Genomic DNA, 11,039 nt, shown 5'->3' with positions numbered 1-11,039 from the left:
CTTTGCTCAGCTTCAAGCCACAAGCCACAAGCCACAAGCCACAAGAGAACCCCAGTCTCGCGCACGCTAAGGGGGCTTTTGCTTTTGCTTTTGCTTTTGCTTTTGCTTTTGCTTTTGCTTTTGCTTTTGCTTGAAGCTTATAGCTTGCAGCTGCCGGCCAACGGCCGGCTCTATAGCGCAAAAGGCGCTAGGCGCTTGCCGTTCTCGTCTACCTCAAGGGCCCAGCCGGCCTTGTCCCAGTCGCCGAGCACAATGCGCTGCGCGGGCTTGCCATCGATCATCAGGTCGTGGATTGCCGGGCGGTGGGTGTGGCCGTGGATCAGGGTGAGCACGTCTTTGGCGCGCATGGTGTGGGCGACTGCGCCGAGGTTGACGTCGGTAATGTCGGCGGATTTCATTTGTGTGCGTGCCTGACTTTCGTCGCGCAGCTTGCGACCCAGCTTGTAGCGTGTGCGTTGCGGCAGGTTGCGCAGCACAAAGCGGCTGACCGGGTTGCGCAGCCAGCGGCGCATGCGCATATAGCCAAGATCGTCGGTACAGAGGCTGTCGCCGTGCATCAGCAGCACTCGCTCGCCATTAAGCTCGACGGTTGTAGGATCTTTAAGCAGGGTGCAGTTTGCTGCGCGGCAAAAACGGCTGCCGAGCAGGAAGTCCCGGTTGCCGTGCATCAGGTATACCTTGGTGTCATGCTTGGTCAGGCGGGCGAGGGCGTCGGCGACCTCGCGCCCGAGTTCGTCGATGGTGTCGTCACCCAGCCAGACTTCAAAAAAGTCACCCAGGATGTAAAGAGCATCGAATTGCGCGGCGCGGGTTTCGAGCAGACGCAAAAACGCCCGGGTAATATCCGGGCGTTTTGCTTCCAGATGCAGATCCGAAATAAACAGATATCGCATCGGCGGCGTGGTCTCAGTCGACCAGTTCGGCGCGTTCGATGATCACGTCCTCGGCCGGCACGTCCTGGTGGCCGGCACGGGAAGTGGTGCGCACCGCCTTGATTTTCTCAACCACATCCATGCCGTCGGTGACCTTGCCGAATACCGCGTAACCCCAGCCGTGCATGGTGGGTGCGGAGAAGTTCAGAAAATCATTGTCCGCTACGTTGATGAAGAACTGGGCGCTGGCGGAGTGCGGATCAGGGGTACGGGCCATGGCGACGGTGCCGATCTTGTTGGCGACGCCGTTATCGGCTTCGTTCTTGATCGGGTCGCGGGTGTCTTTCTGCTGCATGCCGGGCTCGAAACCGCCGCCCTGGATCATGAAGTTGCTGATCACGCGATGGAAGATGGTGCCGTCGTAGTGGCCATCGCGGACATATTGCTTGAAGTTCTCAACGGTCACCGGCGCCTTGTCGGCAAACAGTTCAAGGGTGATGACGCCATAGTTGGTGTGCAGTTTGACCATCGGATATTCCTCGGGCAGTCGAACAGGTTGGGGGTGATGCTGCCTGCATTGCTGCATTCAGGCACCTGCGAGTTTCGGGTATGATACGGGTTTTGGTCATGATGGCCTAGGGACGCGCGACTATTGCGATAGTCCGGGCTCCCGAGTAATCCCTGATGCCGAGCGCATCACCTGAGCGAGTTTTGCCGACCTTATGAACAAACCCGACGCCACGCCCCCAAGCCACTTTCTGCGCCAGATCGTCCAGGCTGATCTGGACAGCGGCAAGCACAGCAACATTGTTACCCGCTTTCCGCCGGAGCCCAACGGTTACCTGCACATTGGTCACGCCAAGTCGATCTGTCTTAACTTCGGTCTGGCCAGGGAGTTTGGCGGTGTCTGTCACCTGCGTTTTGACGACACCAACCCCGCGAAGGAAGAGCAGGAATACATTGATGCGATCAAGGCCGACGTCGAGTGGCTTGGCTTCGAATGGGGCGGCGATGTGCGCTACGCCTCCGATTACTTCGATCAGCTGCACGCCTGGGCCATCGAGCTGATCAAGGCCGGCAAGGCCTATGTCTGCGAGCTGACGCCCGAGCAGGCGCGTGAATACCGCGGCAGCCTGACCGAGCCGGGCAAGAACAGCCCGTTCCGTGAGCGCAGCGTTGAGGAAAACCTGGACCAGTTCCAGCGCATGACCGCCGGCGAGTTCGCCGACGGCGCCAAGGTGCTGCGCGCGAAGATCGACATGGCGGCGCCGAATATGAACCTGCGCGATCCGATTCTGTATCGTATCCGCCACGCCCATCACCACCAGACCGGTGACAAGTGGTGCGTGTACCCGAGCTATGACTTTACCCATGGCCAGTCGGATGCCATCGAGGGCATTACCCACTCGATTTGCACCCTGGAATTTGAAGATCACCGTCCTCTGTATGAGTGGTTTCTGGACAATCTGCCCGTGCCAGCGCATCCGCGTCAGTACGAATTTGCCCGCCTGAACCTGAACTACACCGTGACCAGCAAGCGCAAGCTCAAGCAACTGGTTGACGAGAAGCACGTGGATGGTTGGGATGACCCGCGGATGTCCACGCTGAGCGCCTTCCGTCGCCGCGGCTACACGCCGGCGGCGATTCGCGAGTTCTGCGAGCGCATTGGCGTAACCCGCTCTGATGGCGTGGTCGACATGGGTGTACTCGAGTTCTGTATCCGTGACGACCTGGATGCCAACGCGCCGCGTGCCATGTGCGTGCTCAAGCCGCTGAAAGTCACCATCACCAACTACCCGGAAGGTCAGACCGAAGAGCTGCGCCTGCCGCGTCACCCGAAGCAGGAAATGGGCGAACGCGTGCTGCCGTTCGCGCGCGAGATCTACATTGATCGTGAAGACTTCATGATTGATCCGCCCAAGGGTTACAAGCGCTTGGAACCGGGCGGTGAAGTGCGTCTGCGTGGCAGCTACGTGATTCGTGCTGACGAAGCGGTAACTGATGCTGACGGCAACATCGTCGAGCTGCTGTGCAGCTACGACCCGGACACCCTCGGCAAGAACCCGGAAGGCCGCAAGGTCAAAGGCGTTATCCACTGGGTGCCGGCGAGCAGCAGCATCGAGTGCGAAGTGCGGCTGTATGACCGTCTGTTCAATGCCGCAAATCCGGACAAGGGCGAAGAGGGCACCACCTTCCTCGACAATATCAATCCGAATTCTCTGCAGGTACTGACCGGCTGCCGCGCCGAGCCGTCGCTGGCTGAGGCCACACTGGATGATCGCTTCCAGTTTGAACGTGAGGGCTACTTCTGCGTCGATTCGCGTGATTCTCGCCCCGATGCCATGGTCTTCAACCGCACTGTCACCCTGCGTGACTCCTGGGGGGGCTGATGGCGCTCGCACTCTACAACACCCTGACCAAGACCAAAGAGCCGTTCAAGCCGCTGGTCGACAATCAGGTACGCATGTATGTCTGCGGCATGACCGTGTATGACTTCTGCCATATCGGTCATGCGCGCGTGATGGTTGCGTTTGACGTGGTGGCGCGCTGGTTCCGCCACCGCGGTTATGACCTGACCTACGTGCGCAACATCACCGACATCGACGACAAGATCATCAAGCGCGCCAATGAGAACGGCGAGACCTTCCAGCAACTCACCGAGCGCATGATCGCCGCGATGCATGAGGACGAGGCGCGTCTCAATGTGCTGCGCCCGGATCAGGAGCCACGTGCCAGTCAGCATATCGATGGCATGTTCGCCATGATTCAGACGCTGATCGACAAGGGCTATGCCTACGCACCGGGTAACGGCGACGTGTATTACCGCGTCGGCAAGTTCGAAGGTTACGGCAAGCTGTCGCGCCGCAAGATCGAAGACCTGAAAATCGGCGCGCGCATCGAGGTTGACGAAGCCAAGCAGGACCCGCTGGACTTTGTTCTGTGGAAAGCCGCCAAGCCGGGTGAGCCGAGCTGGAGTTCGCCCTGGGGCGAGGGTCGGCCGGGCTGGCACATCGAGTGCTCGGTTATGTCGACCTGCTGCCTGGGCAATACCTTCGATATCCACGGCGGTGGCCCGGATCTGGTGTTCCCGCACCACGAGAACGAGATTGCTCAGAGCGAGGCAGCGACCGGCGAGTTGTACGCCGCCGCCTGGATGCACGCAGGTGCTGTTCGGGTTGACGGCGAGAAGATGTCCAAAAGTCTGGGCAACTTCTTCACCATTCGCGAGGTGCTGGAAAAGTACCATCCAGAGGTGGTTCGCTACCTGCTGGTTTCCAGTCATTACCGCAGCGCCATCAACTACTCCGAAGACAACCTCAAGGAAGCCAAGGGCGCGTTGGAGCGGTTTTACATCGCGCTCAAGGGGCTGCCCGCGGCGGCGCCTGCCGGCGGCGACGAGTTTGCCGAGCGGTTTGGCTCAGCGATGGATGACGACTTCAACACTCCGGAAGCCTGCGCTGTGCTGTTTGACATGGTCCGTGAGGTGAATCGCCTGAAAGACGCAGACGTTGACGCAGCTGCCGGGCTGGCCGCGCGCCTGCGTCAGTTGGCCGAAGTACTGGGTGTTCTGCAGCTGGATGCCGATGCATTCCTGCAGGCCGGCGCTGCTGGCAAGGTCGACGCCGCTGAAGTCGAGGCGCTGATTGCGGCGCGTCTGCAAGCCCGTGCCGACAAGAACTGGGCCGAGTCTGATCGTATCCGCGACCAGTTGACTGCTATGGGCGTTGTACTTGAAGACGGCAAGGGTGGCACCACCTGGCGGCTGGCTGAGTGATGCCGCACGACATGACGGACCTCCGGGGCCGCGTGGCTCTGGTCACCGGCGCCGGCAGTGCTGACGGTATCGGTTTCGCTATCGCACGCATGTTTCATGATGCGGGAGCGACGGTTGTGTTGACCTCGACGACTAACCGCATTTTTCAGCGGCAGAACGAGCTGGACCCGGAACGCGCCCGCAGTCTGGCGGTGGTGGCTGATCTGACTCACCCGGAGCAGGCAGCGGAGTTGGTTGAACAGGTCATGGAGCGCTTTGGGCACATTGATATTCTGGTTAACAACGCCGGTATGTCGCAGTCGGGGATTGAGGAGCCGATTGGTGATCTGTTTCACCGGATGGCATTTCAGCACTGGCAACGCGAGATAGATCTGAACCTGAATACCTGCGTACATGTCAGCCAGCCGGTGCTCAGACACATGCTGGCTGCCGGTTTTGGTCGGGTGATCAATATTGCCTCGGTGACCGGGCCGCTGGTGACCTTTCCGGGTACCGCCGGCTACAGTGCTGCCAAATCGGCGATGGTCGGCCTGACCCGCTCGATTGCACACGAGGTAGCCGGGCAGGGGATCACGGTCAATGCCATCGCACCTGGCTGGATTCACACCCCCTCAAGCCTGCCTGCCGAACTGGAAGCGGGGCGTCATACACCTATCGGGCGGCCTGGGCGGCCGGACGAAGTCGCACGGGTGGCTTTGTTCCTTGCCAGTGAGGGCTGCAGCTACATGACCGGTCAGATGCTGGTGGTGGATGGCGGTAATTCACTGCAGGAAATAAAAGGATGAACCACGGATCGAGTCTGCTCGAGCCGTGGTTGTGCTCAAGACCAGATATCGTGGTCGATCTTGTGTTTCAGTTCCGGATACTCTTCTGCCTTGAAGTGCGGCACCAGACCTTCCTTGCGCTGGGCAAGGTAATCCTTGGTCAGCTTGGCAACAGTGCCTGATAGCAACACAATGCCGATCAGGTTAATAGTCGCCATCAATCCCATGGAGGCATCGGCGGCATTGAATACCGTGCCTACCGCCTGATATGCACCCCAGACGACCATCGCCAGCGCTGCACAGCGCAGTGAAAACATGCCCAACTTGCCGCCAAGCCCCAGATAGATCATCGCATTCTCGGCATAGGAATAGTTGGCGACGATCGAGGTGAAGGCAAAGAACAGGATCGCAAACGCGATAAAGTAGCGACCGGCATCGCCGATATGGCTTTCCATTGCGAGTTGGGTCAGTTGCGTGCCGGTCACGCCATTGCCCGGTTCCAATACGCCTGACAACAGAATCATGACCGCAGTGGCGGTACAGATGACGAGGGTGTCAATGAATACCCCGGTCGCCTGCACGAAGCCCTGTGAGGACGGGTGGTGCGGTGTGGGTGTGGCAGTCGCAGCCACATTCGGCGCCGATCCCATCCCTGCCTCATTGGAAAACAGGCCACGCTTGATGCCGTTGAGCATTGCTGCCGTGACGGAACCGGCGACACCGCCGGCCGCCTCTTCGAGGCCAAAGGCGCTCTTCACGATAGTTGCCAGCACCCCCGGGACGTCGCTGTAGTTCATGGCAAGCACCACCAGCGCCATGAGTACGTAAACAGCAGCCATGAACGGCACCACGAATTCCGCGAAGCGGGCGATGGATCGCAGGCCGCCAAAAATCACCAGGGCCGCGACCGCGGCGACAGCAATACCGACCAACAGCTTGTTGAAGCCGAAGGCGCCCTCCATCGCATCAGCAATAGAGTTGGCCTGAACGGCGTTGAACACCAGGCCGAAGGAAAGGATCAGACAAACGGAAAAAATGCTGCCGGCCCATGGCGCTTTAAGTCCCTTTGCCAGATAGAAAGCCGGCCCCCCGCGATATTGCCCTTCACCGTCACGGACCTTGTAGAGCTGGGCCAGGGTACTTTCTGCGTAAGCGGTAGCCATGCCCACCAGTGCAACCATCCACATCCAGAAAATGGCTCCGGCTCCACCGAGATAGAGAGCAACCGCCACGCCAGCGATATTGCCGGTGCCAACCCGTGATGCAAGGCTGGTACACAGTGCCTGAAACGGTGAGATACCGGACTTGTCACTCTCACGAGCACCGAGCAGAGAGCGAACCATCTCGCCAAAGTGCAGAAACTGCAAGGCACCCAGACGTATGGTGAAAAAGACACCTACGGCGAGCAGGCCGTAGATCAGAATGTAACCCCAGAAAATCGTGTTGAGCCCGTCTATCAAGGCATTCATGACGTCCCCCGCTGTCGGTTGGCATGCGTGCAGAAACAGAATGTTACGTCTTACTGTAGCGTCTTGGCCGCTCATCGCCAGTTGAAAACGAGTGTTGTCAAATCGTCCGAATGGGTCGAAGATAGCCCGATCACGTTGATGTTGATGCAAAACCGATAACAACAATGCAGCGCATTAAGAGGTGAGCCATGACTGCCGTTACTCCGGATGATTTGACGATCAGCCCTCGTCGTATCGAATTCCAACTCCCTGATCCTCTGCCGCGGTACTGGCATGGCGGCGACCCATTCAAAACCCATTTCTTCAATGCCATGTCGTTGCTGTTCCCTGATGGCGAACGCTTTTTTATCGACTCGGTGCGCTACTTCCGCGACCGGGTCGAAGACCCCAGGCAGCAGCAATTGATAAAGGGTTTTATCGGTCAGGAAGGGCATCACAGCCGTGAACACATCGAATACAACCGCCGCCTTGAGGCGCAGGGATATGACGTTACTGCGCTGACCGAGCCGGTGCGCCGCCGTATCCGCTATGCCAACGCCCACTTTTCCCCTGAACGCCGGCTCGCGGCCACGGTTGCCATGGAACACTTCACTGCCATCATGGCGGACGCGGTGTTGCGTGAAATGCGCTGGTTTGACGGCGCTATTGAGCCGATGCGGCAGGTCTGGCGGTGGCACGCCCTGGAGGAAACCGAGCACAAGGCGGTCGCATTTGATCTCTACATGCAGGTATCCGGTGACCGGGCCCAACTGCGCAGGGCCATGCGCTTGTCGACGTTCTTCTTCCTGCGTGATGTGACTCGAGGTGTCTGGCATATGATGCGCCGCGACGGGCGACTCACCGATGTGGGCAGCTGGTATCGGGGCATGCGCTGGTTATGGGGCCGTAACGGTTTCTTTTCAGGGCTCTGGTCGGCCTACCGGGACTTCTATCGTGAGGACTTTCATCCCTGGCAGCATGACAATTACCGGCTGATGCAAGAGACTCAACATGAGTTTGATGCGATCAATATGCTTGGAACAAAGCCCTGAATCGTCTCGGTACTGATGCGCTTTCTGCTGCAAACTGTTGTATGCTTCGCGGGATTTTTTCCCAGGAGTGACCATGGCTATCAGTTTGTATGTTGCTAAAGAAACCCGGCGCCACGAAAAACGTGTCGCGCTGGTGCCTGCGGTCGTTGCCAAGTTGCAGAAGCTTGGCATCGAGCCCTGCGTTGAGCCCGGTGCTGGTTTGCTGGCCCGGATTCCCGACAATGACTTCACTCAGGCCGGTGCGGCCGTGGCCCCGGCTCCGGCCGAGACCCGGCTGTTCTTCCGAGTGCAGCCACCGTCGCTGGAAGACATTCAGGAAATGCCGGAAGGCTCCATTCTGTGCTGCTTCATCTATGCACAGCGCGAGCCCGAAATCGTAAAAGCACTGCGTGACAAGCGTATTACCTGCTTTGCGATGGAGCTGATTCCGCGTATTACCCGCGCCCAGGCAATGGACGCGCTGTCTTCCCAGGCTGCTCTGGCTGGCTACTACGCTGCGCTGATGGCTGGTACTCACCTGCACCGCATTCTGCCGATGATGACCACAGCGGTGGGCTCCCTGCGTCCGGCCAAGATTCTGGTCATGGGTGCCGGTGTGGCCGGCCTACAGGCGCTGGCAACCGCCAAGCGCCTGGGGGCGATGATCGAAGGCTACGACGTACGTCCTGAAGTCCGTGAACAGGTGCAGTCGGTTGGCGGCAAGTTCGTCGACACCGGTGTGTCTGCGGTAGGCGAGGGCGGTTACGCCCGTGAGCTGACTGCCGAGGAGCAGAAACAGGTCAATGATGTGCTGACCCGTCACGTTCAGCAGGCCGATGCCATCATTACCACTGCGTCCATCCCCGGCAAGCCAAGCCCCAAGATTCTGACCGAAGAGCAGATCATGGGCATGAAGAGCGGCTCGGTGATCATCGACCTGGCAGCAGAAGGCGGTGGCAACACCCCGCTGACTCAGCCTGGTGACACTGTGGAAGTCGGTCCGGTAACCATCGTTGCGCCGCTCAATATCGCCAGTCACCTGGCTGAGCACGCCTCCGAACTCTATTCCCGCAACCTGCTGGCTCTGGTTGGCCTGATGGTCAAGGACGGCGAGTTGTCGCTGGATTGGGAAGATGAGGTGCTGGCTCGCTCGGTACTGACCCACGACGGTGAAATCCGCAATGACGCAGCGCGCGCCGCTGTCGAACAGCTGGCCTGAGGACGGTTTGATGGAAATGACAACTACCATTACAGGCTTCGTTGCCCTGTATATCTTTCTGCTGGCCGCGTTCACCGGCTACGAAATCATCGGCCGGGTTCCGGCCATTCTGCACACCCCGCTGATGTCGGGCTCCAACTTCATCCACGGTATCGTGGTGGTTGGTGCCATGTGGGCCCTGCTGAACGCAGGCTCGACCCTTGAGCAGGTGATCGGTTTTGTTGGTGTTCTGCTGGGCGCAGGCAACGCGGCGGGTGGCTATGTGGTCACCGAGCGGATGCTTGAAATGTTCAAGCCGACCAATAAAGCCTCTGGTGCGGACAAGGAGTAAGTAGACCATGTTCAGTACGTTTTTGATTGACGCGGCCTACTTTGTCGCAGCATTTCTGTTTCTGTACGGCCTCAAGCGCATGGCCAGCCCGGTTACCGCGCGTTCGGGTATTGTTGTCGCCGGTGGCGGTATGGTGCTGGCGGTTGCTGCCGCCTTCCTCTACGGCTTCGACGTCAGTGCGCGCGCAGAGCCGTACCTGACCACCAACGTGATCCTGCTGGTGATTGCGCTGGGTCTGGGTATCGGCTGGGCGTGGATCAGTGGCAAGCGTGTTGCCATGACCGATATGCCGCAGATGGTTGCCCTCTATAACGGCATGGGTGGCGGTGCTGCTGCTGCGATTGCTGCCACCGAGCTGCTGTCCGGCAACGCGCTGGCGCACGGCCCGGTTGTGACCGTGCTGGCAATCCTCGGCGGTCTGATTGGTGCAGTTGCACTGTCCGGCTCGCTGATTGCCTGGGCCAAGCTCGATGGCCGCATGAACAAGGCCTGGCGCCTGCCCAAGCACCAGTACGTCAACGCTGCGCTGCTGTGTGGTGCGCTGTTCATCGGTGCGGTTGTCACCGTCATGGCGGTTGTGGGGGCTGAAGAAACGCCGATTCTGCTGATTCTGGTGTTCTTTGCCGTTGCGCTGGCACTGGGCGTGCTGCTGACCACCCCGATCGGTGGTGCAGACATGCCGGTCGTGATCTCCCTGTACAACGCCTTCACCGGTCTGGCGGTTGCCTTTGAAGGGTTTGTACTGCAGAACCCGGCGATGATCATTGCCGGTACCGTGGTAGGTTCCGCTGGTACGCTGCTGACTCTGATGATGGCCAAGGCGATGAACCGCCAGGTCAGCAACATCATCTTCAGCGACTTCGGTGGTGAAGACGACGGTTCCGACGGTGAAATCCAGGGCACCATGAAGGCCTGTGACGCATCCGATGCGGCGATTTCCATGTTCTACGCGAACAAGGTCATCATCGTTCCGGGTTACGGTCTGGCGGTTGCTCAGGCGCAGCACAAGCTGTACGAATTCGTCAAACTGCTGCAGAAGCAGGGCGTTGAAGTCAGCTTCGCGATTCACCCGGTAGCCGGCCGTATGCCGGGTCACATGAACGTACTGCTGGCTGAAGCCGGTGTACCGTACGACATCATCCATGACCTGGAAGACATCAACGAAGAGTTTGCACAGGCCGATGTTGCCATCGTTCTGGGCGCCAACGACGTCGTCAACCCGGCCGCCCGTACCCGCAAGTCCAGCCCGATCTACGGCATGCCGATCCTCAACGTGGATCAGGCGCGTCAGGCCTACGTGGTCAAGCGTGGTCAGGGCAAGGGCTACTCCGGTGTCGAGAACGAACTGTTCTTCCTCGACAACACCTCGATGGTGTATGGCGATGCCCAGAAGGTGATGGTGCAGATGATCGAAGCGGTCAAGTCGCTCGGTTAATCGGCTCCTATGCGGTAAGCGAAGCCCCTGTTCGAAAGAACAGGGGCTTTTTTGTGTTTGTGCGAACCGGACAAGTGATTTTTCATGATTCGTGCCAAATGCTCCAATGATGAAGTGTGCACCGGGGTTCGTCCCGTTTACGCGGGCGAGTAGCGCAGGGTTGA

General features: G+C 59.2%; 10 protein-coding genes. 7 read left to right on the top strand and 3 right to left on the bottom strand.

Annotated features, from left to right (window positions below):
* Positions 1-170: 170 nt before the first annotated feature.
* Together B7O88_RS06150 and B7O88_RS06145 are read right to left on the bottom strand one after the other, a co-directional pair.
* The gene (locus tag B7O88_RS06150; protein WP_088274319.1) at positions 171-893 is read right to left on the bottom strand and encodes a UDP-2,3-diacylglucosamine diphosphatase; all 723 of its coding nucleotides are present in this window, start codon (positions 891-893) and stop codon (positions 171-173) included.
* A gap of 13 nt (positions 894-906) precedes the next feature.
* Positions 907-1,401 carry a peptidylprolyl isomerase gene (locus tag B7O88_RS06145; protein WP_088274318.1) on the bottom strand — a complete coding sequence of 165 codons (495 nt, stop codon included), beginning with the start codon at positions 1,399-1,401 and terminating at the stop codon, positions 907-909.
* A gap of 193 nt (positions 1,402-1,594) precedes the next feature.
* Between B7O88_RS06145 and B7O88_RS06140 the strand changes: the two genes are divergently transcribed.
* The 3 genes from B7O88_RS06140 to B7O88_RS06130 are packed head-to-tail and all read left to right on the top strand — an operon-like array spanning position 1,595 to position 5,432.
* Positions 1,595-3,262 carry a glutamine--tRNA ligase/YqeY domain fusion protein gene (locus B7O88_RS06140; RefSeq protein ID WP_088274317.1) on the top strand — a complete coding sequence of 556 codons (1,668 nt, stop codon included), beginning with the start codon at positions 1,595-1,597 and terminating at the stop codon, positions 3,260-3,262.
* Positions 3,262-4,647: a cysteine--tRNA ligase gene (gene cysS / locus B7O88_RS06135; protein ID WP_088274316.1), complete on the top strand. Its 1,386-nt coding sequence runs from the start codon at positions 3,262-3,264 to the stop codon at positions 4,645-4,647. Before B7O88_RS06140 ends, cysS begins: the two co-directional genes overlap by 1 nt.
* A gap of 11 nt (positions 4,648-4,658) precedes the next feature.
* A complete protein-coding gene (locus tag B7O88_RS06130) occupies positions 4,659-5,432 on the top strand; it encodes an SDR family NAD(P)-dependent oxidoreductase (RefSeq protein WP_088274349.1) in 774 nt (257 codons plus the stop codon).
* A 35-nt stretch (positions 5,433-5,467) separates the two neighbouring features.
* On the opposite strand, the gene B7O88_RS06125 is transcribed toward B7O88_RS06130, so the two are convergent.
* On the bottom strand, positions 5,468-6,880 hold the full coding sequence (locus B7O88_RS06125; protein WP_088274315.1) for an alanine/glycine:cation symporter family protein: 1,413 nt from the start codon (positions 6,878-6,880) through the stop codon (positions 5,468-5,470).
* Positions 6,881-7,068: 188 nt separating this feature from the next.
* On the opposite strand from B7O88_RS06125, the gene B7O88_RS06120 reads away from it, so the two are divergent.
* The 4 genes from B7O88_RS06120 to B7O88_RS06105 all read left to right on the top strand — a co-directional run bounded on the left by B7O88_RS06120 (position 7,069) and on the right by B7O88_RS06105 (position 10,875).
* A complete protein-coding gene (locus tag B7O88_RS06120; RefSeq protein WP_088274314.1) occupies positions 7,069-7,911 on the top strand; it encodes a metal-dependent hydrolase in 843 nt (280 codons plus the stop codon).
* Between the two features lie 73 nt (positions 7,912-7,984).
* Positions 7,985-9,109 (top strand): NAD(P) transhydrogenase subunit alpha, encoded by a 1,125-nt coding sequence (locus B7O88_RS06115; RefSeq protein ID WP_088274313.1) that lies wholly within the window; start codon positions 7,985-7,987, stop codon positions 9,107-9,109.
* A 10-nt stretch (positions 9,110-9,119) separates the two neighbouring features.
* Entirely contained in the window at positions 9,120-9,440 is a 321-nt protein-coding gene (locus B7O88_RS06110; protein ID WP_172409641.1) for an NAD(P) transhydrogenase subunit alpha part 2, read from the top strand.
* 7 nt (positions 9,441-9,447) lie between these two features.
* A complete protein-coding gene (locus B7O88_RS06105; RefSeq protein WP_088274312.1) occupies positions 9,448-10,875 on the top strand; it encodes an NAD(P)(+) transhydrogenase (Re/Si-specific) subunit beta in 1,428 nt (475 codons plus the stop codon).
* The last annotated feature ends 164 nt before the right edge of the window (positions 10,876-11,039 follow it).

Origin of the sequence: Halopseudomonas aestusnigri (assembly GCF_002197985.1) — a bacterium.
GTDB lineage: Bacteria > Pseudomonadota > Gammaproteobacteria > Pseudomonadales > Pseudomonadaceae > Halopseudomonas > Halopseudomonas aestusnigri.
This window is presented reverse-complemented; position numbering and strand designations above follow the sequence as displayed.

Coding starts and splice junctions, on each gene's coding strand:
- B7O88_RS06145 (WP_088274318.1), bottom strand. CDS start 1,401: ATGGTCAAACTGCACACCAACTATGGCGTCATCACCCTTGAACTGTTT.
- B7O88_RS06150 (WP_088274319.1), bottom strand. CDS start 893: ATGCGATATCTGTTTATTTCGGATCTGCATCTGGAAGCAAAACGCCCG.
- B7O88_RS06140 (WP_088274317.1), top strand. CDS start 1,595: ATGAACAAACCCGACGCCACGCCCCCAAGCCACTTTCTGCGCCAGATC.
- B7O88_RS06120 (WP_088274314.1), top strand. CDS start 7,069: ATGACTGCCGTTACTCCGGATGATTTGACGATCAGCCCTCGTCGTATC.
- cysS (WP_088274316.1), top strand. CDS start 3,262: ATGGCGCTCGCACTCTACAACACCCTGACCAAGACCAAAGAGCCGTTC.
- B7O88_RS06110 (WP_172409641.1), top strand. CDS start 9,120: ATGGAAATGACAACTACCATTACAGGCTTCGTTGCCCTGTATATCTTT.
- B7O88_RS06115 (WP_088274313.1), top strand. CDS start 7,985: ATGGCTATCAGTTTGTATGTTGCTAAAGAAACCCGGCGCCACGAAAAA.
- B7O88_RS06125 (WP_088274315.1), bottom strand. CDS start 6,880: ATGAATGCCTTGATAGACGGGCTCAACACGATTTTCTGGGGTTACATT.
- B7O88_RS06105 (WP_088274312.1), top strand. CDS start 9,448: ATGTTCAGTACGTTTTTGATTGACGCGGCCTACTTTGTCGCAGCATTT.
- B7O88_RS06130 (WP_088274349.1), top strand. CDS start 4,659: ATGACGGACCTCCGGGGCCGCGTGGCTCTGGTCACCGGCGCCGGCAGT.